The organism is Maribacter sp. MS6 (assembly GCF_056839185.1).
The window spans coordinates 2,358,735-2,383,606 of sequence record NZ_CM166389.1; the positions used below are offsets into that span (position 1 = coordinate 2,358,735).

The 24,872-nt window shown below is 40.1% G+C and carries 17 protein-coding genes; 9 read left to right on the forward strand and 8 right to left on the reverse strand.

Going from position 1 to position 24,872, the window contains the following annotated elements:
* Positions 1–406 precede the first annotated feature (406 nt).
* The 3 genes from MS6x_RS10330 to MS6x_RS10340 are packed head-to-tail and all read left to right on the forward strand — an operon-like array spanning position 407 to position 2,966.
* The gene (locus MS6x_RS10330) at positions 407–1,741 is read left to right on the forward strand and encodes a sugar porter family MFS transporter (protein ID WP_482601695.1); all 1,335 of its coding nucleotides are present in this window, start codon (positions 407–409) and stop codon (positions 1,739–1,741) included.
* 19 nt (positions 1,742–1,760) lie between these two features.
* Entirely contained in the window at positions 1,761–2,519 is a 759-nt protein-coding gene (locus MS6x_RS10335) for a glucose 1-dehydrogenase (RefSeq protein ID WP_482601696.1), read from the forward strand.
* A gap of 3 nt (positions 2,520–2,522) precedes the next feature.
* A complete protein-coding gene (locus tag MS6x_RS10340) occupies positions 2,523–2,966 on the forward strand; it encodes a hypothetical protein (RefSeq protein ID WP_482601698.1) in 444 nt (147 codons plus the stop codon).
* A 13-nt stretch (positions 2,967–2,979) separates the two neighbouring features.
* On the opposite strand, the gene MS6x_RS10345 is transcribed toward MS6x_RS10340, so the two are convergent.
* Together MS6x_RS10345 and rnpA are read right to left on the reverse strand one after the other, a co-directional pair.
* A complete protein-coding gene (locus MS6x_RS10345; RefSeq protein WP_482601700.1) occupies positions 2,980–4,608 on the reverse strand; it encodes a S41 family peptidase in 1,629 nt (542 codons plus the stop codon).
* Positions 4,609–4,715: 107 nt separating this feature from the next.
* A complete protein-coding gene (gene rnpA / locus MS6x_RS10350; RefSeq protein WP_482601702.1) occupies positions 4,716–5,102 on the reverse strand; it encodes a ribonuclease P protein component in 387 nt (128 codons plus the stop codon).
* A 111-nt stretch (positions 5,103–5,213) separates the two neighbouring features.
* Between rnpA and MS6x_RS10355 the strand changes: the two genes are divergently transcribed.
* A complete protein-coding gene (locus tag MS6x_RS10355) occupies positions 5,214–7,064 on the forward strand; it encodes a glutamate-cysteine ligase family protein (RefSeq protein WP_482601704.1) in 1,851 nt (616 codons plus the stop codon).
* 6 nt (positions 7,065–7,070) lie between these two features.
* Positions 7,071–8,264 (forward strand): aspartoacylase, encoded by a 1,194-nt coding sequence (locus MS6x_RS10360; protein WP_482601706.1) that lies wholly within the window; start codon positions 7,071–7,073, stop codon positions 8,262–8,264.
* An 85-nt stretch (positions 8,265–8,349) separates the two neighbouring features.
* Here the strand turns inward: MS6x_RS10360 and MS6x_RS10365 are convergent, their stop codons facing one another.
* From MS6x_RS10365 to MS6x_RS10385, 5 genes are all read right to left on the reverse strand, one after another.
* Positions 8,350–9,309, reverse strand: coding sequence for a CAP domain-containing protein (locus MS6x_RS10365; protein WP_482601708.1), 960 nt, complete (start codon positions 9,307–9,309; stop codon positions 8,350–8,352).
* Positions 9,310–9,576: 267 nt separating this feature from the next.
* The gene (locus tag MS6x_RS10370; RefSeq protein WP_482601710.1) at positions 9,577–10,422 is read right to left on the reverse strand and encodes a hypothetical protein; all 846 of its coding nucleotides are present in this window, start codon (positions 10,420–10,422) and stop codon (positions 9,577–9,579) included.
* 214 nt (positions 10,423–10,636) lie between these two features.
* On the reverse strand, positions 10,637–12,493 hold the full coding sequence (locus MS6x_RS10375; RefSeq protein ID WP_482601712.1) for a M1 family metallopeptidase: 1,857 nt from the start codon (positions 12,491–12,493) through the stop codon (positions 10,637–10,639).
* An 18-nt stretch (positions 12,494–12,511) separates the two neighbouring features.
* Complete coding sequence (locus MS6x_RS10380; RefSeq protein WP_482601714.1) at positions 12,512–14,143, reverse strand: S8 family peptidase; 1,632 nt, start codon at positions 14,141–14,143, stop codon at positions 12,512–12,514.
* A 95-nt stretch (positions 14,144–14,238) separates the two neighbouring features.
* On the reverse strand, positions 14,239–15,099 hold the full coding sequence (locus MS6x_RS10385) for an MBL fold metallo-hydrolase (protein ID WP_482601716.1): 861 nt from the start codon (positions 15,097–15,099) through the stop codon (positions 14,239–14,241).
* Between the two features lie 283 nt (positions 15,100–15,382).
* On the opposite strand from MS6x_RS10385, the gene MS6x_RS10390 reads away from it, so the two are divergent.
* Positions 15,383–17,233: a cation:proton antiporter gene (locus MS6x_RS10390; protein WP_482601718.1), complete on the forward strand. Its 1,851-nt coding sequence runs from the start codon at positions 15,383–15,385 to the stop codon at positions 17,231–17,233.
* Between the two features lie 250 nt (positions 17,234–17,483).
* Complete coding sequence (locus MS6x_RS10395; RefSeq protein ID WP_482601720.1) at positions 17,484–17,741, forward strand: hypothetical protein; 258 nt, start codon at positions 17,484–17,486, stop codon at positions 17,739–17,741.
* A gap of 204 nt (positions 17,742–17,945) precedes the next feature.
* On the opposite strand, the gene lepA is transcribed toward MS6x_RS10395, so the two are convergent.
* Positions 17,946–19,742, reverse strand: a complete 1,797-nt coding sequence (gene lepA / locus MS6x_RS10400; protein ID WP_482601722.1) for a translation elongation factor 4 — start codon at positions 19,740–19,742, stop codon at positions 17,946–17,948.
* 214 nt (positions 19,743–19,956) lie between these two features.
* Between lepA and MS6x_RS10405 the strand changes: the two genes are divergently transcribed.
* Together MS6x_RS10405 and MS6x_RS10410 are read left to right on the forward strand one after the other, a co-directional pair.
* Positions 19,957–22,365, forward strand: coding sequence for a TonB-dependent receptor (locus MS6x_RS10405; protein ID WP_482601724.1), 2,409 nt, complete (start codon positions 19,957–19,959; stop codon positions 22,363–22,365).
* A gap of 95 nt (positions 22,366–22,460) precedes the next feature.
* On the forward strand, positions 22,461–24,866 hold the full coding sequence (locus MS6x_RS10410) for an outer membrane beta-barrel protein (protein ID WP_482601726.1): 2,406 nt from the start codon (positions 22,461–22,463) through the stop codon (positions 24,864–24,866).
* Positions 24,867–24,872: the final 6 nt, after the last annotated feature.

Consider the following 24,872-nt stretch of genomic DNA (forward strand, 5'->3'; position numbering starts at 1 on the left):
TTAACAAATACATGTGGAAGGTAATTATTAAATTAAAAATAACCGTACTTTGAGTGCGGAATAGTAAGCAACCAAAGTTCAATGTCAGAATATTCAGCGAACACGGCGAAGCGTTTTTTTCTTCGGATGTATTCCGGAGGCACCATAATGTTCTTGTTGATTGCCACCATGAAATGTATATAAGCATTACAACACCTCCTGTTTAGAAATGGTAAATAAATCTAATGCAATTGGAAAACAAGGCTAAAAACAACAATTATAAAAGGTCTCTTTTTGTGAGAGACAACCATGTTGTAAGAATGGTTTTTGTTTTACAACAGCACTAGAAAGGTTGGTTTATTTTTGATTAGGTAGAATATATTGTATATTTCCTAGTCTTCAAATAAAACCAACCAACATCTAGCTTATGAATTCAAAAAAAATACTCTTGTGGTCTATTACTGTTGCCTTCGGGGGTTTCATTTTTGGTTTTGACACAGCTGTTATATCTGGTGCGGAGCAAACCATACAAAAACTCTGGGGCTTAAGTGATACAATGATTGGCCAAACAGTTGCAATGGCTTTATACGGCACGGTTATAGGGGCTCTATTTGGTGGATTTCCAGCGGATAGGTTTGGACGAAAAAGAACCCTTTTTTGGATTTCTATCCTATACTTTGTTTCTGCTGTTGGATCAGCAATGTCCCCAGAGGTTTACACCTTAATGTTTTTTAGGTTTATTGGCGGCTTGGGCGTAGGAGCATCGTCGGTTGTGGCTCCAATGTATATATCTGAAATTTCACCAGCAAACAAAAGAGGTCAGTTAACCGCTCTCTTCCAATTCAACATTGTTGTTGGGATTATGATTGCTTATTTGTCAAATTACTTTATTGGTGGTGCTGGTGGCGACAATTGGCGTTGGATGCTTGGTGTTGAGGCTTTTCCCGCCCTAGCATTTGTTATAATGATATTATTTGTTCCTAGAAGCCCAAGGTGGTTGATTGTTAAAAGGGGCTTAGTAGAAGAGGCAAAAGCTGTTTTAGAGATAATAGACCCTTTAACTGCACAAGAGCAGCTAAAGTCTATTCAATTGCACCAAGATAGCAATGACCATGTTGGCTTAAAAAAATTCTTTTCCGGCAAATTCAACAGGCCTATCCTATTGGCTTTTCTTATTGCGTTTTTTAATCAATTATCGGGTATTAATGCGATTATATATTATTCTCCAAGAATTTTTGCAGAGACAGGAATGGAAGAGAGTTCCGCATTACTGTCTTCCGTAGGTGTTGGCGTAGTAAACCTAGTAAGCACTGTGATTGGGATGGTCTTGATCGATAGAATGGGCCGTAAATTTCTAATGTATATATGTTCAATAGGGTATATCGTAACTTTAGGCCTAATATCTATCGCTTTTTATACAGGTATAGGCACTGGTACGATGTTGGTACCTATTTTAATTTTTATGTTTATAGCTTCACATGCCGTAGGTCAAGGTGCGGTAATTTGGGTGTTTATCTCCGAGATTTTCCCCAATAGCGTAAGGTCGTATGGCAACTCTTTAGGAAGTGGAACACATTGGGTGTTCGCAGCGCTAATTGCAGCTACATTTCCATATATAGCTAGCACTTTGGGCGGAGGCACCACGTTTGCCATATTTGCATTCATTATGGTCTTTCAATTACTATTTGTATGGAAAATGATGCCGGAAACGAAAAATAAATCTTTGGAAGCGATAGAAGAAATGCTAATAGATTCAAAATAAAAATAATACAAGCGTAGCTATGAGAGATAGATTTTTAGACAAAGTTGTTTTAATTACGGGCAGTAGTTCTGGCATAGGAAAAGGTGCGGCCCTTCGTTTTGCCGCAGAGGGTGCAAAGATTGTTTTAGCATCTAGATCTGTTGGACCAAACGAGGAATTATTGAAAGAGATTCAAGCGAATGGAGGGGAAGCCATTTTTGTAAAAGCGGATATCACAGATACAGATCATATTAAGAATTTAATAGCAAAAACGATAGAAACTTATGGTCGTCTGGACATTGCAGTAAACAATGCAGGAATAGAAGGAACGCCCGACATAAAAGTTGCCGATTATGAAGAGAAGGTGTGGGATGATGTTATTGCTATCAATCTAAAAGGTGTTTGGCTTTCCATGAAATACGAAATACCCGAGATGTTAAAAACAGGAGGAGGAGCCATTGTAAACATTTCTTCATTGGCAGGTCTTCAAGCAGGGGGTGCCGGTATTGCTTACCACGCTTCAAAGTTTGGAGTTGTTGGTATGACAAAAGCCGCAGCCCTTGATTATGCAAAGGATAACATAAGGGTTAATACTGTGTGTCCTGCAGTTATTGAGACACCAATGGCAGATAGGGCGTTTGATACCGCTGATAAAAGACAGTCGGCAATTGAGATGCATCCGGTAGGTAGATTGGGAACCGTTGAAGAAGTAGTGAATACAATATGCTGGCTTGCTTCTAATGAAGCTTCCTTTGTAACAGGTTCTGCCATTGCTGTTGATGGAGGCGCAAGTCTGTAATTTATGAAAAATATTGAAGGAAAAATTATTCCCGGTCACGGGGTTGCCTCTGGAAAAGGGAAAGACCCAAGATATCCAAAAGGGACACTAAGACTCCAGGCTCCTTACTTTAAAGAAAGGGGTTTGGATTTGGAGGGCTATTATTTAGGTACGTTAAATGTGGATATAGCACCTAAAAGTTTTAAGATAGGGGAGGCCAAGTATTTTTTTGAAGGAATAGCATGGTCCGACCATATACCCCCTGAAAATTTTTATTTTTTTGAAGCCACTTTGATTTACAACAATAGGCGGTACGATGGGTTAATTTATATGCCGGACCCAAAGACCAAGGTAGACCATGAGCAATTAGCTACGGTGCTGGAGTTGATATTGCCGCCAATAGATGGCATAAGTACAAATGACCTTGTTTATTTGGAAATTGATGAGAAAAGTCTTCAAATAGTTTAGAGCCTTTTCAAACTTACTTTAGTATTCCATTGTATTTACCGGTATTCCCTAAAAGTTCCGTTGCCGCCATTATTGCATCATCATGGTTTAGATAGTAGGCGTAAAGCCCTTTTCGGTAGAAATAGCGCTTAACGATTTCATCTTCCAGATTTTTTTGAATTTGATCCTGGTACTTGTCCAAAGCCGCCAACTTGCCCTTTTCAATATGAGCCAACAGCGTCTTGTAGCTTTCGTTCACTTCTGAACCCAGGAAATCGTTTTCGTCTCCGGAAAGCGCTTTTTTAATAGCTTCTTCAGCCTTTGTCTCAAAAGTAAAATCACTCGCTTTGACGAAATTTTTAAAATTGTTGAAATCATTATTTGAAAACTTAAAGCTATCAACGGAAGCTAGTTCGTTGTTGTAGTGGTAATTGGTTGCATAATCAAATATGACATTATTCTGTAGCAGGGACTTCGTAAGATCGTTGGTCTTTGAGGCTGCTACTTCAATATCGGGCAATACGCCACCACCATCTTTCACCTTGCGGCCGTTACGAGTGGTAAAGTCGTTGAATTGTGTGTTACGAACCGCTTTCCCTTGATCGTCCCTGTTCCAATAGTCAAGTGATTGTATGCAGCGCCCCGACGCGGTATAATATCTGGAAATCGTTACTTTTAATTGGGTACCATAAGTGAGTTTTAAAGGACGCTGCACGAGTCCTTTTCCAAAACTACGCGCGCCCATAATTACCGCACGGTCCAAGTCCTGTAAGCTGCCCGAAACAATTTCACTTGCCGAAGCGCTTCTCCCGTTAACCAGCACCACTAGGGGAATTTCTGTGTCTATGGCTTTGTTTTTCGTTTTATACTCTCTGTTGAATTTTTTTACTTTTGATTTTGTTGTAACTATAAGCTCTCCCTCTGGCACGAAAAGGTTGGTTACGTTGATTGCCTCCGATAAGAGTCCACCCGGATTGTCCCTAAGGTCCAATATAATCTTTTCCGCACCCTTTCCTTTAAGGTCTAATAAGGCCGATTTGGTCTGTTCAGATGCTTTTGCGTTGAATTTAGAGAGCACAATGTAGCCGGTTTTGTCGTCTATCATATTGTGAAAAGGAACGGCATCTACCTCTATCCCTTTCCGTTCTATGGTAGTGCTGCTTATCTTACCTTGACGCTTATAGGTGATAAAGACAGATGTATTATTGGCTCCTTTTAATAGCTCACTGGCGTTGTCTTCAAAATCTGCCACTTTAATATCACCAATTTGAATAATTTCGTCTCCCGCCTTAAGACCGGCATCATCTGCTGGATAGCCCTCATAGGGTTCAACGATAAGCAACCTATCTTTATAAGAACGCACAAGGGCTCCTATTCCAGAATATTCGCCTGCATTGTTTATGCGATAAGCTTCTACATCCTGTTCATTTAGAAACTTGGTGTAGGGATCTAAACCTTCCAACATGTTCTTTATTGCAGTATCCATCAACTCCGCAGGATTTGTTTCATCCACATAGTTCATGTTTAATTCCTTAAAAAGGGTGGTAAAGATTTCTATCTGCTTGGCAATTTCAAAAAAGTCGCTTTTAAAACTACTGCCTACAACAAGAAATGTGATTGCTATGATAGGCACTAAAACTCTCTTTTTAATTGTTCTTTTCATGCGTCTTTTTATTTTATGAACTATGAATCAATACAGTAATGGCAGATCCTGTCCTTTTTACTTGTTCCGAACGGGTATTTTAACAACACGTTCTATCAAGAGTGTCCCTACTTTTTACGTTCGTTAAATTTACACAACAAAAGGGTCATTTTTTGCTGCACAACATCAAAAGGCAACGTTTCCTTGCCAATGTATAAAAATAGAAACGCAAAGGTGTCCTTCGTATTGTTGTCAACAAGACCTTTGTTTAGCCTATAGGACTCCCGTAGCAGTCGTTTGATGTGATTTCTTTTCACGGCACTTTTAAAGTTCTTTTTGGGTACGGCTACACCGGCCCGTATGAAGGCTTTTTGGTCAGTGTTTTTAAGGTAGATTAATTTGATAGGATATTGGGAGATACTGTTCCCATCAACAAAAAGTTGTTTGATCAACTTTTTACTCTTTAGTTTTTCTTTTTTTGGAAAAGTGAACGGCATAGCGTGGTAAAAATACATCAAAATCAACGTATCGGCTTCATGATATTTGTCATTGTTCTTAATTCTTGAAATTTTTAATTTGGTAGCTAAGCACTATCGAAGGTCAATCAGCACAACACGGCAGGTATCATGGGAGAACTTAAAGTAGAAAAACTAGCAGGAAGTAAAGCGAAGGCACACTATATCAAGCATCTTTTAAGCGACATTGAGGCTTTGGAAACAATGCTAGAAAAAGGCATGTTCGCAAACGATGTTATTCGCATTGGTGCGGAACAAGAGTTTTGTTTGGTAGACCTCAACTGGGAACCTTCAAATAAAGCAATGGAAGTGCTAAAAACGATTGACGATGACCATTTTACGACAGAGATTGCAAAATACAATCTGGAAGCCAATCTAGACCCGCTAGTTTTAACGGGCACCTGTTTTTCGGAATTGCACTCACAACTGAGAGAGCTTATGGCAAATGCCACCGCAACAGCGGATAAAGAAGGGTTAAAAATTATTCTTACCGGCATCTTGCCAACGATAGATTTAAGGCACCTTAAAATCGACTATATGACGCCGATAAAGCGCTACGAGGTGCTTAATAAGATTATCTGCGATTTAAGGGGAGACGATCTCTATTTACACTTAAAAGGGGTAGATGAGCTAAACCTTAGACACGATTCCATTCTCTTGGAAGGTTGCAACACCAGTTTTCAAGGGCACCTACAGCTGGAAACAGAGGATTTTGCCGATAGTTATAATTGGGCCCAGGCCATTGCTGGACCGGTACTTTCTGTTTGCGCCAACTCACCCTTGCTTATCGGCAGGGAATTATGGCAAGAATCGCGTATCGCTCTTTTTACACAAAGTGTTGACACTAGGGCTAGTGCTTATTTGCCCAATGAAAACGATGCCAGGGTAGGCTTCGGAAAAGATTGGGTGCAGGGGTCTATTGTAGATTTTTATCGCGATAGCGTTGTAAACTTTCCGAGTTTGATCACAACCGAGCTGACCACGAATAGCCTGAACGAATTGGATAGCGGTAAAATTCCGAAACTAAAAGCCCTACAGCTACATAATGGTACGGTCTATAAATGGAACAGGCTTTGTTATGGCATTACACAAAACAAGCCACATGTGAGGATCGAGAACCGATACCTTCCCGCAGGGCCAACCACTGATGACGAAATTGCCAATTTTATGTTTTGGGCCGGTCTTATGTGCGGGCGTACCAAGGCCTACGATAGTATACATGAAAAAATGGATTTTAGAGATGCTAAAAGTAATTTTTATAATGCTGCCAGATACGGCAGCTCAGCCCAGTTTTATTGGAACCACAAGGTAATCCCCTACAAAGAACTATTGCTTGACGAACTGCTTCCCTTGGCCTACAAGGGACTTTACGCTATGAAGGTTACACCCAAAGACGTAGAGCACTATTTAGGAATCATAAAGAACAGAATTAACGGAAGAAATGGCGCTCGCTGGATGGTGGAAAGCCTTAGGGCCCTAAAAAAGAAGCACAAAACGCCAGAGGCTGTACGCATATTAACCGCGAGTATGCACGAGAACGAACGAAAAGGTTATACCGTAGATGCGTGGCAATTGGCAAGGGGGCACGAATACGTACTGGAGGAAGAAGAAAAAACGGTGCGCTTGTTTATGAACACAAAGGTGGTTACAGCAGAAGAAAATGACAGTGCCGCTTTGGTACTAAAAATGATGGAGTGGAAAAACATTCACCATCTGCCCATCGTTAACCAACGGAGCGAACTAACTGGATTGTTCACTTGGACAGATGTTAAGCACTATGCCGATAATGACATAAGGCGTAATTGCTCCGCGGCCGATTTGATGCGCACCAAATTAATTACCGTTGCCGAAAACATTACTATAGGAGAGGCCAGGCATATCATGGACACCCATAAGATCAATTGTCTTCCAGTGGTTGCCGGAAAGATCTTGAGGGGAATTATAACTACAAAAGACCTTTAAAATTTAATGGAAGTATTAAATCAGATTTCAAAAGAAACAAGATGTATTGGGCAATTGGAAGGCAAATCAAAAGGGCCTACTCTCGTTTTCTTTGGCGGAATTCACGGAAACGAACCAGCCGGGGTAACTGCATTGGAGCAGGTTTTTACGCATTTACAACAAGTACGGCCGGAAATTAAAGGATCGGTTTTTGGAATACGGGGAAACACGCCTGCTTTGTTTCAAAAGAAACGATATATAGAGAATGATTTGAACCGTCTTTGGTCCGAGGAACAAATAAAGCTGATCAAGAACAAGCCGCGGTCCGAACTTGGGCCCGAGGAATTGGAGCTTCTTGAATTAAAACAGACTATTGAAGACGTCTTACAAAAGCAGGCCCCGCCTTTTTATTTTATCGATTTTCATACGACCAGTAGTGCTACCTTACCCTTTATCACCATTAATGACGCCCTTATTAACAGGAAGTTTTCGAAACAATTTCCCGTGCCTACTATTTTGGGGATAGAAGAGTATTTGACCGGGCCGCTTTTGAGCCACATGAACCAATTGGGCTATGTCTCTTTGGGATTTGAATCTGGCCAGCATGATCAGGAGGTCGCCATAGTTAATAGTATTGCTTTTTTTTGGCTCACATTGGTTTTTGCAGGAGTTTTAGAAAAAGAGGATGTTCCCGATTTTGAGCAGTCGTATAGACAATTAAGCGAATCGGCATTGAATAAAAGCGATTTCTACGAAGTGGCGTATCGCCATGTACTGCATCCTACGGACGAGTTTAAGATGCTTTCGGGTTTTGAGAATTTTCAAAAAGTGTCCAAAGGAAAACTTTTGGCGTGGCAAAATGAAAAGAAAATAATTGCGAAAAAAAACATCTTGTTGTTTATGCCATTATATCAAGAACAAGGCGGCGAAGGTTTTTTCCTGATCAATAAAATATCTAAATGGGCCTTGGCCTTGTCTATAGCCTTTAGAAAAATCAAGGTAGACAATCTTTTGGTTTACCTACCGGGCATATCATGGCAGGGTCCAGAAAAAAAAGCGTTATTGGTTAATTTGACCGTTGCACGCTTTTTTGCGAAGTCCTTTTTTCATTTGTTGGGTTATCGCGCTGCCGAGAAAGACAACACCCATGTGTTAATGCATAACAGGGAGTTGACGGCAAAAAATGAGATGTACCGCAATGAAATTTGGTATAGGGCGTAGGGGATGCTATTTCTAAAAACTACTTATAGTGTATTCTTGAGTAAAGAATCACAAGAGCTAAGGGACTGTCTTTGGGTTGTTACTATTAATCGTTCCCATTAAATAAGACCACTTCATAATCAAAATTTTTTAGTTCCTCGCCAACACCTACATTTTCAATGCTAACCGTGAAAACGGTGTCTTCTGTTAGCGCATTCGTATTGATTGAAGGCACCCATACAATGGTTCTATCTCCATAACTGTTGTCCAGCTCCTCAATGGTAAGTTCTACTGATTGATTATTTTCATTTTTCATGCTTACGCTGGCAGCTGTAAAATCGGCGTTTGCGATTGAAAAAGACCATCGTTGATAGGCAAGTTGCTTGGGAGTATAACCTTTGGGAGGCCAGGAAATGAACTCAGGAGCGTCAGATGGTGGTGTTCCGGCGTTGCCCAACACCCAAATGGCGTTTGTAGCATCGGTGTTTCCTATACCTATCTCCTGTAGTTTAGGCCAAAGCAGCCATCTTCTATGACCCACAGGACCATTCGCAGAACCGGCATCCCGCATATAGGAATCTACTGCTTCAGCGTTTTTGGATTGTGTCAAAAGGGAATTACCTGCACCATCCTTTCCCGCTACCGTATAACATTTCCAGCTATTCGGAGGGGAATGGTCCAAAGCGCCATTTGACTTCATCATCAAAGCGGCATGTTGCGCTTTTTCGCTTTTGGTTTCATTTTCTAAAATTGAATTGTTGAGGCCCGCCGCCCTTCTAAAATATTCGATACGCGCAACTATTTTTTCTATAGTTTTTTGCGGTACTGTACCAGGGTCGCAGGAAGGCTCATCTCCAGACCAGGCCACATCGGGAGATTCGGTTTTAGAGGCAATGTAATAATCCTTATATAGCTTTTTGGCGGCATTACGGGCTGTTAAATCTACCGGAATAGCTTCTTCTTTCCCTTCTTCTTCTTCAACATCAAGAATAGAATCTTCTTTTGAACAGGAGCCTAGGAAAAAAGCAAGACCAATGGCAAGAGCAGGAATTAAAGGGAAGCGCATATGTATAAAGTTTTGGAACTCTTTAAACGTAAAATTTTAAAAATGGGTATAAACTTTTCGATGAACCGTATACATTCAATGCTTCTCACTTGTAATCTTCAACCGAAATTAAGCCACGGTTGTTAGCTTATGGTTGTGGAGCATATGATTTTTATGTAAAAAAATGAGCAGCAATTAATGCTACGATTTTATATAAATTCTGGCTATGATTGACCACAGGAAAACAAGGGTTATGACCGCGCAGAAGGGGGAATGAAAATGTGCTCTTTAATTAGCGTATTTATTAAAGAATTGTTCTGTATCCTCTATGTTTTTAACCAACAAAATCCAGCAAACTTCGGAGAAGTCCGAGAAATCCAATCCGCCAGCAGAAATTGCTTTGTTATTATAACGCCCTTCCTTGCCATTGTATTTATTAGACAAATCCATTGCAAGTTGCCATATTTCAATCAACTTTGGATTGGTGATTTTATCTTTCCAAAACGTATAATTTGGGTCACGAAATCCCGGTGTTCCGTTTCCAACAGCATTTCCATCGGGAATTTTGTAATAGTTAGCGTTTTCTTTAACAAATTTAAGGTCATTAATAGAAGTTACTTCTTCGTTCCAATCGCTATGTTGCACAACATGAATGCGCTTCGAAATATTTAGTTTAGGCAAATCTGATTGAATTTCTTTTAATAATCCGGCCGTAAAATTAGATTGACCCGCTTCTGCAATCCAGACATCGCCTTGGCCCATGAGGGTTTCTAGGGCTATAACCTTAACCTGTTCAATGGCGAGTTGAAAATTTTCATTGGCGTCTGTCCAGTTATCTTCAAATGCAAGTTGAAATAAAGGATTGGGAGGAACATATAAGCCTTTTTGGTTGCCGTAGGTGCCGGCAACCGCATGGTGCCTTATCCCAGAGAACTTAGGATTAGACATTAAAGTCGCAACCGCAGCTACTGAATGAAGATCATCTACATCCGTTTTACAATCATAGTGTAATAACAATAGATCTTTTTTGAGATTGAAACTACCTTTTTTTGAAGTTCTCAAAGGTGTTGCATTACTTTTGAAAGCAAATAAAATAGTTGCTACTACGATGAATATTTGTGTATGATATTTCATAGTGTTGCTTTAATGCAGTCTTTTTTGCAAAGGTTTTTTCATTTGTTAGCGTTATTGTCCATTTTGTACCGAACACGATTTTTTCGTTAAAAACGGACGGTAGCTAATGCCACTATTGAAAACATGCTCTTGCGCTGACTCTTGATATGCTAATACGAGGGGTCACGCTCGTATTAGCAGAAATAACATATAAATATGACCAACAAAATTCCTGCTACTCCCCGGCCTGCCAAACGTTATTTTCCGCATTAATATCTGCCATCAACAAAGAAGGGTCAATAACTACGGCTTTAATTTCAGATACAGGTTTCCCAATAGTAAAAGAATAGCTTGGGTTGGTCCAAGGCCAATCTTCCAATACAGTGCGTGTAATGGCAGGGTACGGATTGTCCTTTTCACCACGCATCATGCGTAGCGGTGCGTAAAACGTTTCGCGTGTATCATCTGCATAGACCACAAGAACATCCATAGGCATGGGCATGAGGCCAATGCGCTCTAAAGTAACAGTAGTTTCAGAACCATTTCCTACAACCTCTTTTATGCCATAGTCAATGGTGTTGGTGGTCTGTGTCCAATCCATTAAGTACCAATCCAATTCTAGACCGGATACTTTTTCAGCACTTCGCTTGATATCATTAGGCACAGGATGTTTGAATTTAAAATCGGCATAGTACTTCTTTAAGGTTTCCATCAGTTTATCCTGACCTATAATATAACCTAACTGCGCTAGAAAAACAGCTCCTTTGCTATATGCCGCAACACCGTAGGCAAAATTGACATCATAACGATCGGCGTGCGTAGTCTGTGGCTGTTCCTTTCCAGAAGCTACTAAGTTAAAATAGCCCCTATAGGAACCTTCAAATGGGTTGGCCTTATTCTGTTCCATGATTTCGTTCATAGCAAGGCTAGAAATAAAAGAGGTAAAGCCTTCGTCCATCCATTCGTGTTTGGCCTCGTTTGTGGCCAGCACAAACTGAAACCACGAATGCGCCATTTCGTGTGCCATAACACCCACTAGACTGCCAAATTTACGCTCTCCGGTAATCAAGGTGCTCATGCCATATTCCATACCGCCGTCACCACCTTGGATAACAGAGTACTGCTCATAAGGATATTCGCCTACGGCTTTGTTAAAAAAGTCCATGGCCGCTGCCGTTTTTGGCTGTAGGTTCTTCCAGTTTTCTTTGATTTCCGGATCGTCCTTGTACAAAAAGTGTAGGGTAGGACCATTTTCCATCTGCAAGGTGTCGTGAAGGTATTCTGGATCCGCTGCCCACATGAAATCATGCACCATTGGGGCTTTAAAATGCCAAGTCAGTGTTTTTCCTTTTTGTTTTTTTACCTTGGTTCCTTCTGCCTCATAGCCGTGTCCAATTTCTTGCGGATTTTGTAAATATCCCGTACCGCCCACGGTATAGTCCTTATTCAAAGTAAGCTTCACGTCAAAATCTCCCCAAACACCATGGAATTCGCGCGCTATGTAGGGGTCTGCATGCCAACCTTCAAAATCGTATTCTGCCATTTTTGGATACCATTGCGCCATAGAAAGGGCAACGCCTTCCTCGTTATTACGACCAGACCTTCTAATTTGAAGGGGAACCTGACCTTTAAAAGCCATCTCAAACGTAGTTTTTGCACCAGGGGCAATCGGTTTTGCCAACTCTACTACCAAAACGGTACCTTCTTCATTAAAAGTAACGGCTTGTCCGTCTTGGGTTAAGCTTCCCACTCGTAAATAACCCATTTCCGTTTCGGATAATAGAGAAATACGACTTTTTTTATCTTCGGTAATCATTCTTTTATCCGGATCAGCTATGGTCTGTAATCGCATGTCCATTTCGCTTCCTGGTTGAAAGGCGTTAAAATATAAGTGATAGTAAACCCGTTTAAGTTCATCTGGCGAATTGTTGGTATAGATCAATTTTTGAGTACCTGTGTACAGAAAAGTCTCTACATCCATGTCCACTTCCATCGTATAATCTACATGTTGCTGCCAATAGGAAGTTGTGTTTTGCGCCAAGGCCGAAAAAACGAATCCCTGAATTAAAAGTAGTGTTGTTAATAATCGCATGGTTTTCATTTTTTTAATTTATAATTGAAGTGTACCGTTAGCAACTTTGGATGCCATAATCAATGCATTGTAAGCATTTACAATCTTACCCGATACGGAAATAGATTGAAGCGTCGCTGTTTTTGAATTATCGCCACCTAAGACCACTTTCGCCTTTATAGGCAAGCCAGATTGTAAAATTACCTTTTTTACCTGTGAAGCCTTAAGATCTGGATACTGTGAAAACAACAGGGCAGCAACACCAGCAACTGCAGGGGCGGCCATAGAGGTGCCTGGCGAAAACTGATATTCATTATTTGGATATGTGGAATAGATATCAGTTCCAGGGGCAAAAATATCAACATTGATCTTTCCATAGTTGGAGTAGGACGCTAAAAGTTCGGAACCATACTTTGGGTCCAATGCGCCAACTGTAATCACATTGTCTGAAAATTCGGCCCCGTTGTTTACTTGGTCGTTTGGAAAGTTGGGATTTGCAGGGTCATCTAAATCAGCACCATCGTTGCCCGCAGCATGCACAAAAAGAACATCGTTCTCTGCGGCATATTTTATAGCGTCGTACACCCATTGGGCATTTGGGGAGAAAGATTTTCCGAAACTGCCATTAATTACTTTAGCACCGTTATCTACCGCATAGCGTATGCCTAAAGCAATATCTTTATCGTATTCATCTCCGTTTGGTACGGCACGGATACTCATTAGGGCTACATTGTTTGCAACTCCGTTGGCGCCTTTTCCGTTATTTCTTTCGGCACCAATAATGCCAGCTACGTGTGTTCCGTGGCTTTCGTCATCCACGCGATTGTCAGGGTTTCCGTTCCCGTAGTTGGTATCGTTCCAATCATAAGGGTTATCACCAACGATTTCCCTACCGTTAAAATCTTTATTGAGGTTGTAGTTTAAGCGCTCTGTAAAGTACTTAATACCATCACCCAATTCTTCCAAGACCTCGGGAATGGTATCCTTTATGCCGAACATTTGAGCTAAGATTGCTTTGTTCCTAAGCATTCCTTCGTCCGTTGTTTTTATTGCTGCTACCTCTTGTTTTGTATAGCTTTCCTTTCCGAGCTGTTTCTTAACCGCAGCATCTGCATCCTTTACCGCCTGTAAAATTTGTTCATATTGCTGTTTGTTCTGTAACGCTTCTTGATAATCGGCATCCAATTTGGTCTTCGCTTTTGCCAAAGTGGCCGCATCACCAATATTGAGCCTTAGCATACGTGCGTATTCTAACTGTTCGTTATAGGATTCCCCTAAAAAGTTATAGCCGTGGATATCGTCCACATATCCATTGCCATCATCGTCTTTGTTGTTTCCGGGCTTTTCACCTTTGTTGGTCCAAAGTACATCGTCCAAATCTTCATGGCTCAAATCCATACCCGAATCTAATACGGCAACGATGACCTTTTTTCCTTTTTTGTTTTTAATGATTTCCGAATATGCCTTGTCCACACTCATTCCGGGAATGGTATCCGACACCAAGTCTAAATGACCCCAGTTTTCTTTTTCGGCTTTACTAAGGTCTGAAATCTTTAATGGGGTTGTGTCTATGTTTTCAACGGGGGTAAGAACTAATCCTCCTGTACTGCCACAACCCACTAGGGTAAGTAGCGAGAGAAGGAAAACGGACTTTGAAATACTGTTCATCATATTTTATGTGTTAATGTTAATCGAATGTGTGTTCAAATTGATTCTTAAGAATTGTTCAGGACAAGGATGTTTTTAGCCCAAGGCTGACAAATATATTAATTAAAGAGTTCATCAAAAGTGTAAATAGTATCTAATCGCACACCTTTTTCTGTATGTTTCACAGTGCACAATTCGTTATGGGCATCATGCTCAAAACAGAGATAAATTTCCTTGTCCGCTGCATAGTTCAGAAAAACTTCTTTTTCCTTTAAGGTAATCAGTGGTCGCGTATCGTATCCAATCACATATACTAGAGGTATATGGCCAACAGTAGGTATCAGATCGGCCACAAAAACGATAGTTTTGCCCTTGTAGGTGATCTGTGGTAGCATTTGTTTGTCCGTATGTCCGTCTACAAAATGAATACCAAACCCTAATTCGGAAGTTTCCATATATGGCAGTTGGTTCAATGGTAAAAAGTGGAGTTGACCACTTTCTTGCATGGGAAGTAGGTTTTCCTTTAAGAAAGACGCTTTTTCCCTTGCATTAGGATCTGTGGCCCACCTCCAATGGTCTTGGTTTGTCCAAAATTTAGCATTCTTAAAAGCGGGTTCATAACCCGTGCGGCCTTTGTTCCATTGTATACATCCACCACAATGGTCAAAATGTAAATGGGTCATGAAGACATCGGTAATATCGTCTCTATGAAACCCATGTGCCGCCAGTGAAGCGTCTAAACTAAAATCGCCCCACAAATGATAGTACCCAAAAAACTTGTCGGATTGTTTATCACCTAGTCCGGTGTCTATAAGGATACGCTTGTTGCCATCTTCTATTAAAAGGCTCCGGGCCGCAATATCTATTAGGTTGTTGGCATCTGCCGGATTTGTTCGCTGCCAAATGGTCTTGGGAACTACCCCGAACATGGCACCACCGTCCAGCTTAAAGTTGCCGGTTTCTATAGGGTAGATTTTCATGAGGGCAAAATAATAAAACCTAGCGAAACCGGTACCTTATTAAGAATAGTTTATCATTTATCCCGTCCTTAGAAATCTTAGGTTTCAACATTTTTAACATTTGTTGACAAATAATAGCGTAATGTTTTTATGGGGATACATTATTTTGATTGCCAACTACCAGCTTAGGCACACAGCCTTGTCACATCAACCTAGTTGACCTTACGGAAAATATTGCTCTTTTTGGTTCGGGTAAGGGCAATTCTAGCTTCATAAATTATTATTTTTACCCAAAACGGATATTATGGTAGAACTGGCAGGAATCATTATTCTCGGCATTGTTGCACAATGGGTGGCTTGGCGCTTAAAATTGCCCGCTATCCTACCCTTAATATTAATTGGGTTAATTGTAGGGCCTTTAGCTACGTTATATACAGAAGATGGAGGAAAGCTCATTGAACCCATATGGACCGGTGAAAAAGGGTTGTTTCCTGGAGATGGACTTTATTATTTTGTGTCCTTGGCCATAGCCGTAATTTTATTTGAAGGCGGCCTTACCTTAAAACGGTCCGAGATAAAGAACGTGGGACCGGTGATTACGAAACTTATCACCTTAGGTTCCTTGGTCACTTTTTTGGCAGCGGGCTTGGCCGCACATTTTATTTTTGGGCTTAGCTGGCAAATTTCGTTTTTATTTTCTGCCTTGATTATTGTAACCGGCCCCACGGTAATCACCCCAATTCTCAGAAATATCCCCCTTAAAAAGGATGTTTCTGCTATTTTGAAATGGGAGGGCATTTTAATTGACCCTATTGGTGCCTTGGCTGCCGTATTGGTTTTTGAGTTTATTAGTGTTGGGGGAGGAGAAGGCTATACGCTAACTGCGTTGATTGAATTTGGAAAAATTCTACTCTTCGGGTTCACTTTTGGCTTTACTTTTGCCCACGGTCTTGCTTTTGCAATTAAAAAGAGCTTTATACCGCATTATTTGTTAAACGTAGTTTCCTTATCTGTGGTGCTTTTGGTATTTGTGGAGTCAGAAGTCTTCGCGCACGAGTCTGGACTATTGGCCGTTGTGGTCATGGGAATGGTTATGGGAAATATGGACCTACCTAATAGAAAGGAACTTTTGTATTTCAAGGAGTCGCTTAGTGTATTGTTGATATCTATATTATTTATACTCTTAGCTGCCAACATCAATATTTCGGATCTTGAATTAATTCTCACTTGGAAAACTGTTGGACTATTTGCTGTAATTGTTTTCCTTATAAGGCCCTTGGGCGTTTTTCTAAGCTCGGCAGGGTCCAGTTTACTATTGAAGGAGAAGTTCTTTATTAGTTGGGTAGGCCCTAGAGGTATCGTTGCTGCTGGTATTGCTTCGCTGTTTGGCTCAAAATTATTGGCTAGGGGTGTACCCGGGGCCGAATATATTACGCCTTTGGTGTTTATGATCGTATTGGGCACGGTCTTGCTTAATGCTACAACTGCGCGTTTATTTGCCAAATTGGTTAAGGTGTTTTTAAATAAATCCGAGGGTATTCTTATCATTGGGGCTTCCAAGGTCTCTCGGCTTATCGCTAACTACCTGCAAAAAAATAACCGGCATGTGGTCGTCATAGATAATAATGAGACGAACGTAAGTAAAGCGACCAAGCTTGGATTAGAGGCCTTCGCTGCTAATATATATTCCGATTCTCTCACGGATTTTATAGAGTTGAGCGATGTAGGCTATTTAATGGCCTTGACCGGAAATTCTGATATTAACAAATATTCTATTGATAAGTTCCAGAAAGATTTTGGGGAAAACGGATCTTTTAGATTGGTGGATGCAGACGAAATGAACGACCCCGAAAACAATCCAAAAGAAGGACTTTTTTCGCATACCGATGATTTTATAAAACTAACGGAAGCGTCAAGAAAAAACCCAAACATTCACGAGATTGCATTAAATGGGGCAGAGCATTACCAAGGTCTAATAGAAATTACCAAGGCAGATGAGGACATTGTGCCGCTATTCTTAAAAACACCAGATGGAGAACTGAAGATTATTTCAGCGTTTAGCGAACAATTTAAAGATATCCAGGAAGGCTATAAATTGGCTTATTTAGGAAAAATGTTTCCTAACGATACCGAAAAAGCCCCTGTTAAAAAGTAGAAAGAAGCTGAAAGAGCCTAATCTGGTTTAGAAGTGACTCAAAACTAAATGGTGTTGGGGTCAATATCTTTTTCTAGTTTTAGATTTATTGGGGAAGAGATTTTCTTACCGGTAGAAATCGATTCACTTTTTAAACGCTTAAATACAAGGATTTTACGCACACATCTTATTTTCCTACATTCACAACAATTGTTATTGCAATAGTACTAACTACTATACATTTGGTTTCGTAATAATAAAAAACAATCAAATGAAGAAGTTAGTGTTTAGTTTAATGGCAGTTGCCAGTCTAGTATTTGTAGGATGTTCGGATGATGATGATGAGAACAAATGTGCCTCATGTGACCTTTTAGGGGTGTCTATTGAAGCTTGTGATAATGGTGATGGAACCGTTACAGTTTCTGGAGCAGGAGAATCAGAAGTATTATCCGGAGATGATCTGGAAGGACAAACTGCCGCAGAATATGTGGAGGCTTTGGAACAAGGTTGTGGACTGTTATCAAATTAAACCTCACAAGTCTTATATTTAGGCTTATAAAATTATTAAAACCAGAAATTCGTCTTAAAAAGATGGGTTTCTGGTTTTTTGTTATGTCTAATAAAAAAGATAAGTTGCCCAGTGCAACGTTATTATGATGCATTAATGGTTGCCTTTGTTAGGGTTATTACTGCCAAGATAAGTGAGCTAAAAAGAATAACTACTCTTAAATACCTAATCGTTCAATTTTAACACTGCCATAAAGGCTTCTTGAGGCACCTCAACATTGCCCACTTGGCGCATACGTTTTTTCCCTTTTTTCTGCTTTTCCAATAGCTTACGCTTTCTTGAAATATCACCGCCGTAACATTTTGCGGTAACATCTTTACGAAGTGCTTTTGTGGTTTCGCGAGAAATAATTTTTGCGCCAATAGCGGCTTGTATAGGAATATCGAACTGTTGTCTTGGGATGAGTTCCTTTAATTTTTCACACATCTTTTTACCAATGTGAACTGCATTATCTGCATGGATTAAGGCAGAAAGGGCATCTACAGGTTGTGCGTTCAATAAAATATCTACGCGTACCAGTTTAGAAACCCGCATTCCTATAGGTGTATAATCAAAAGAGGCATAACCTTTGGAGACAGTCTTTAACCGATCGTAGAAGTCAAAAACGATTTCCGCTAAGGGCATATCAAAATTCAGCTCAACACGCTCGGTAGTCAAGTAGGTTTGATTGGTTATCTGGCCTCGTTTTTCGATACATAAGGACATCACATTTCCCACAAAATCGGATTTTGTTATAATGGTAGCTTTGATATAAGGTTCTTCAACACGATCAATACTAGAGGGATCGGGTAAATCTGTAGGATTATTAACAATTACAGGAGTGTCCGGATTTTTTCGGGTAAACGCGTGATACGATACGTTGGGAACGGTTGTTATGACCGTCATATTAAATTCCCGCTCTAAACGTTCTTGTATAATTTCCATGTGTAGCATACCCAAAAATCCACAACGGAAGCCAAAGCCCAATGCCGCACTACTTTCAGGTGCAAACACCAAAGAAGCATCGTTCAATTGTAGTTTTTCCATAGAGTTTCGAAGCTCCTCAAACTCTTCTGTATCAACAGGATAGATTCCTGCAAAAACCATAGGTTTAACATCCTCAAATCCCGCAATAGGATTAACTGTAGGTTTAGCGGCATCCGTAATGGTATCGCCTACCTTTACCTCTCGCGCGTCTTTGATACCCGTTATCAAATAGCCAACATCGCCTGCTTTAATGCTTTTCTTTGGATGTTGCGTTAATTTTAAGGTACCCACTTCATCGGCGAAGTAATCTTTGTCCGTAGCAACGAATTTAATTTTCTGTCCTTTTTTTATTTCCCCGTTGATGACTCTAAAATAGGTCTCTACGCCACGAAACGGGTTATATACCGAATCGAATACTAACGCTTGCAGGGATTCGTCCACATTTCCTTTGGGTGCTGGTATACGTTCAATAATGGCCGCCAGTATTTCTTCGATTCCGATTCCGGTCTTCGCGCTCGCGGGAATTACTTCCTCTGCTTTGCAGCCCAATAAATCGACGATGTCATCGGTTACTTCTTCCGGATTGGCGCTGGGCAAATCTACCTTGTTGAGTACGGGGATTATCTCCAAATCGTTCTCTAGCGCTAGGTAAAGGTTAGAAATTGTCTGTGCCTGTATGCTCTGGGCAGCATCTACTACCAAAAGGGCGCCTTCACACGCAGCAATGGAGCGCGATACTTCATAAGAGAAATCAACATGGCCGGGCGTGTCTATAAGGTTAAGAATATACGCTTCGCCCTTATAGGTATATTCCATTTGTATGGCATGGCTTTTTATGGTAATACCCCTCTCGCGTTCCAAGTCCATACTATCTAAGAGTTGTTCTTTCTTCTCACGGTCCGTAACAGAACCCGTGAATTCCAATAAGCGATCCGCCAAGGTGCTTTTACCATGGTCTATGTGGGCAATGATGCAAAAATTTCGAATGTTTTTCATAGCAATAGGTACAATGTCTGTTGGTAAATGCCACAAACAGTATAGAATCGTAGCAAAACCAATTGCAAATATACTCTAATTTACAGCGCAATTTTAAGCAACTATGCTGAAAATATGGTCTATTTGAGCGAATAGCATCGTAGGAAGGGATTACAAAATTTATACAGAAAAGCCATAATTATTTATTAGTTTTGGAAGCCAACCCAAATGTAAAGTGAAATCCTTGCCCTTCATTCTTTTTATGGCCTTGTTTTGTGGTCACATAGTCGTAGGGCAATCCTACGAACTTAAGGGAAAGGTACGGGACCAAAAAAATGAAGCGATTCCTTTTGCCTCTGTTTTTTTATTGCGTTCGGCTGATTCTGTTTTGGTAAAAGGAACTTCGGCAGATGAATTTGGAGGTTTTGAAATAAGCGGTATACCTGAAGGCCTCTATCTTTTGCAGGCAAGCTATATTGGGTGGGCCTCCACAAATATGGTATTGGATATTTCAAAGGACATCACTATCGGGGCCGTTATCATAACACAAGAATCCGAAGCTTTGGATGAGGTAGTGGTAACGGCGAATAGGCCAAAAGTAGAGCGCAAAGTAGACCGTTTGGTTTTTAACGTTGAGAACACAGTGCTATCACAAAGCAGTTCTTGGGATATCTTAAAACAAACACCGGGTGTCATTGCCATGCAGGACGAATTACAGATTAGAAACCAAGCTGCCACCGTTTATATCAACGACCGGAAGGTACAGCTCTCTGAAGAGGAAGTTAGAAATTTATTAGAAAATTATCAAGGTGAAAACATTAAATCCGTAGAGGTAATCAGTAATCCTCCCGCACGGTATGACGCCGAGGGCGGTGCGGTGCTTAATATCATTACTAGCAAAAATATTTCTTTAGGCTATAAGGGCAACGTTAACTCTACGTATACACAGGGGGTTTTTGCTAAGTATAATTTTGGCACTTCACATTTTTACAAGACCGAAAAATTAAACCTGAACCTTAGTTATGGGTTTGCGCCCAGAAAGGAATTTTACGATGTGAAAACTGAAATAAATTTTATAAACGATACTGGTATTTTTTCTAGGTGGACAACAGATTTCGATAACACAAACAGGTTGCGTAGCCATGTTGCCGGGATGGCAGTGGATTATGAGTTTGATGACAGAAATGAACTGAACATTACGGCAAACGCACAGTTATCTCCTTACCGAAAATATGACAACCGACAAACTACCGTTATGCGCAACAGATTTAATGCTGTTGATTCAACGTTTACAACCTTAAGCCCAGAGGACGAGAGAAAGAACAACCTGTCCGGAGATATTACGTATAAGCATAAATTTAAGGAAAACGGTTCGGTTTCGATGAACGGGCATTACACAAAATTTGATCTCTCCAGAACACAGAATGTGAATTCCGATTACTTTGATCCAGAGGGTTCATTTTTAAGGGAGTTCAATTTTTTTACGGATGCGGAACAAGATATACAAATTGCCACGGCACAAGTAGACTATACAGGGATGTTAGGCAGCACTAGTATGGCGGCTGGAATGAAAGGTTCTTTTATAGCGTCTGAAAGCACCTTGGATTATTTTTCGGCAAATAACGGATTGGAATTGGACCCGGCCTTGTCCGATCGTTTTTTATATGACGAAAATGTATATGCTGCCTATACCAGCATATCGCATGACTGGGAAAAATGGAGTCTTAAAGCGGGGCTAAGAGCAGAGCACACCCAAAGCACGGGAACTTCTATAGCCCTGTCAACGAGTAATGATTTAGAATATTTTGAGTTGTTTCCTAGTTTTTATCTATTGCACAATAGAAATGAAAACCATAGTTTTTCCTTTGATTATTCCAGAAAGTTGAGACGACCAAGGTACCAAGACCTAAATCCTTTTCGCACGTTTATCAATGAAAACAATTTTGTAGAGGGAAATCCCAATTTAGCACCTAATTTCAGTCATAATTTTAATTTGAACTATACGCTAAAGCAAGAATTCTTTTTTGATTTTTATTATCGTGATAACGGTAATTTTATTTCTAGACTTACTTTCCAGGACAATGAAAACCAAATCTTAAGGGATATTACCCAAAACGTTTTGGAAAGTAACTCGTATGGGTTGGACTTTAACTATGGGAAATCTATTAGCAATAATTGGTATGTGTACAGTTATATTTCTATTTTTCATGAAGATGAGACTTTTTTAGCCCTAGAGAGTGGTAATGTTCCCGTTAAAAATGAAATAGATGGTATTTATGTTGATATTAGTAATTACCTAACACTTTCTAAGGACGGTACGTTCCAAGGCGAGTTCGGCCTTGTCTACCTGTCTGGTTTTTTACAGGGTTCTTATATTCAGTCAGAAACCACAAATCTTACGTTTGGAGTGCGAAAATCTTTTTGGAACAAAAGAGCCTTGGTAAGTCTCGCCGTAAATGATGCGTTAGGAAAGGCCAATGGGAAGATTACCTCTAGGTATCTAAATCAGGACAATAGTTATTTAGCCATTCCTGAAACGCAATATGTTCGTTTTGGGTTTACCTACAACTTCGGAAACTTTAGATTGGAAGATAACGATCGTGAAATAGACAAGAAGGAACGTGACCGTTTGAATTCGGAGTAAGCCATGAAGAGTAAAAGGCTTAAAATTCCTGAACACATGTAGGATAATTCTACATAGTTTGTTTATTTTAGCTCTTATAGCACCAACCTATTTTAATGATCACCAAATTAAGATTTTTTTTATTCTTATTCCTTTCAATTTCGTTTGTAACCGCACAGGATTTTAGTATTAAGGGCGCGGTTTTGGATGCAGACCAAGAGCCGTTAACCTTTGCCAATTTGCTCTTACAAACAAAAGAAGGCAAACTTATAAAGGGTGTAACCACAGATACCAACGGGCTATTTGAACTGAAAGGCGTACAGACTGGAGACTATCTTTTGTTCGCCAGTTATATAGAAAGCACCTCGGATACCTTATCGATTTCGCTTACCGCAGACTTGGATATAGGTAACTTAATTATTTCAAATGAAGCACAAACCTTGGATGAAGTGGTGGTCACTTCCCAAAAGCCGAGCTTGGTAGAGTTGGCAGACCGTTACGTTTTTACTATATCAAATACGGCCCTGGCCGATGGTGATATTTGGAACGTATTAAAACGTACGCCCGGCGTTGTTATCGTTAATAATAAACTTACCGTAAACAATACTGGTAATGTTGGTATTCTTATAAATGGGAGAAAAGTAAATATTCCAGAAAGTGATATTATTGATTTGTTATCAGGCAGCTCAGCTAGCAATGTAGAGGCTATAGATGTCATCACCTCGCCACCCGCAAAATATAGTGCAGAGGGCGGCCTTCTTATAGATATTAAAATGAAGACTAATCTGGTGGCCGGTTATAATGGAGCGGTCTATAATAGATATACCCAAGGTGTTTTTGCAAAGCATACGCTAGGAACCGATCATTTTTTTAAAGGAAAAAAGACAGATTTTTCATTGGCCTATTCGTATAGTAATGACAAGGATTTGGTTCGTTATACTGACATCACTAATTTTTTTGAGAATGGGCTGCCCAACGAAATTTGGACAGCCGAACAAAATGTAATCAGCAAACGTAAACAGCACAATGTCAACGCTTTTTTTGATTACGCGCTAGATGAAAGAAACACCATAAGCTTATCTACCATTAATTCCCTTGCGCCAAACGTAAGCCGGTTTTCCTTTTCGGAAACCGATATTGCTGAGAATCAAGGAGCTTCCAACGGAGGTTTTGATACGTCAAACGATTCAGACTTTAGCCTTTATAATACCTCATTGTATTTAGACTGGGTACACAAGCTAAGTAAAGAAGGTTCCCAATTGTCTTTTAATACACATTATACCTCTTATACTTATGATCGTAACCAAGATATAGACACCGATTTCTTTGATATTAATGGTGCTGTTACGGGAGAAAACGATTTTATTACTCAGACCGTTCAAAATACTGGATTGTTTAGCATTCAGGGGGATTATAGCGCTAATATGGGCAAATCTTCGCAGTTGGAAACAGGTCTTAGGTATGCCTCCATAAATTCGGACAATACTATTGACCAAGAGGGTTTTGACCGAAACCAACCAGGTATAGATCCTACGGAAACCGGTGAATTTATTTATAAGGAAGATATTACCGCGGCCTATGCGAGCTTAAACAATACTTGGAACGATTGGAAGCTGAATTTAGGTCTGCGGGCGGAATATACCGAGACGGAAAGTAAGTTGGATACCGATGAGGAAAATAACGAATTCAATTATTTAGAACTCTTCCCTTCCATATCCTTACTGTACACGCACAAAGAGAAGCATGCTTTTAAACTTAATTACTATCGTCGTATCACCAGGCCTAGGTACGGCTGGTTGAATCCTTTTCAATTCTTTCAGAACAATAACACAGTCGTAGAAGGAAATCCGGACCTGCTACCTACGATTCGCAACTTTGTAACGGTATCGTATACCTTTAATAGAAATCTTACCCTGAGGCCGTTTTATGACATTCAAAACAATGGGTTTTTACAACAGGTTACACAAGATAACGAGGGTAACCTACTAAGGTTCATAGCCACCAACCAAAATGAGAATACAAGTTATGGATTGGATATTATTTATAACAGAAGTATAACCAACAGGTGGTCTACCTATGTGCTGTTCAACTACTACTATAAGGAGAATATTTTTACGGATTTGGAAACCGGACAGCTACAAGATAATAATGCTTGGATAACCTATGTAAGAACGACCCAAAGTTATACCTTTTTAGGGGACAGGTCTTTATTTGCGGATGCTACCTTTAGTTACATGTCACCCACTGTTATTGGAAATTCTGAAAGGGATGCTGTTAGTCAATTAGGATTTTATGTGCGTAAAACTTTATGGAACAAAAAAGCAAGCATATCTCTTACCTTAGATGATATTTTTAACCAAGGCAATCAGTTTTTTACGCGGCAATATCTCAGTCAAGATAATTCTTCTTCCGTACGGCAAGAAAATCGGTTGGTCGTACTTGGGTTCAGATATTCCTTTGGAAACACTAAAATAAGAAACAATAAAAAGCGAAAAAGCACAGATGAACGTGATAGGATATAGACCTAA

Excerpts from the sequence above, each read along its gene's own strand:
- MS6x_RS10390 (WP_482601718.1), top strand. The coding sequence starts at position 15,383 with ATGGTAGAACTGGCAGGAATCATTATTCTCGGCATTGTTGCACAATGG.
- MS6x_RS10335 (WP_482601696.1), top strand. The coding sequence starts at position 1,761 with ATGAGAGATAGATTTTTAGACAAAGTTGTTTTAATTACGGGCAGTAGT.
- MS6x_RS10410 (WP_482601726.1), top strand. The coding sequence starts at position 22,461 with ATGATCACCAAATTAAGATTTTTTTTATTCTTATTCCTTTCAATTTCG.
- rnpA (WP_482601702.1), bottom strand. The coding sequence starts at position 5,102 with ATGTATTTTTACCACGCTATGCCGTTCACTTTTCCAAAAAAAGAAAAA.
- MS6x_RS10345 (WP_482601700.1), bottom strand. The coding sequence starts at position 4,608 with ATGAAAAGAACAATTAAAAAGAGAGTTTTAGTGCCTATCATAGCAATC.
- lepA (WP_482601722.1), bottom strand. The coding sequence starts at position 19,742 with ATGAAAAACATTCGAAATTTTTGCATCATTGCCCACATAGACCATGGT.
- MS6x_RS10360 (WP_482601706.1), top strand. The coding sequence starts at position 7,071 with ATGGAAGTATTAAATCAGATTTCAAAAGAAACAAGATGTATTGGGCAA.
- MS6x_RS10340 (WP_482601698.1), top strand. The coding sequence starts at position 2,523 with ATGAAAAATATTGAAGGAAAAATTATTCCCGGTCACGGGGTTGCCTCT.
- MS6x_RS10370 (WP_482601710.1), bottom strand. The coding sequence starts at position 10,422 with ATGAAATATCATACACAAATATTCATCGTAGTAGCAACTATTTTATTT.
- MS6x_RS10365 (WP_482601708.1), bottom strand. The coding sequence starts at position 9,309 with ATGCGCTTCCCTTTAATTCCTGCTCTTGCCATTGGTCTTGCTTTTTTC.
- MS6x_RS10385 (WP_482601716.1), bottom strand. The coding sequence starts at position 15,099 with ATGAAAATCTACCCTATAGAAACCGGCAACTTTAAGCTGGACGGTGGT.
- MS6x_RS10395 (WP_482601720.1), top strand. The coding sequence starts at position 17,484 with ATGAAGAAGTTAGTGTTTAGTTTAATGGCAGTTGCCAGTCTAGTATTT.
- MS6x_RS10380 (WP_482601714.1), bottom strand. The coding sequence starts at position 14,143 with ATGATGAACAGTATTTCAAAGTCCGTTTTCCTTCTCTCGCTACTTACC.
- MS6x_RS10355 (WP_482601704.1), top strand. The coding sequence starts at position 5,214 with ATGGGAGAACTTAAAGTAGAAAAACTAGCAGGAAGTAAAGCGAAGGCA.
- MS6x_RS10330 (WP_482601695.1), top strand. The coding sequence starts at position 407 with ATGAATTCAAAAAAAATACTCTTGTGGTCTATTACTGTTGCCTTCGGG.
- MS6x_RS10375 (WP_482601712.1), bottom strand. The coding sequence starts at position 12,493 with ATGCGATTATTAACAACACTACTTTTAATTCAGGGATTCGTTTTTTCG.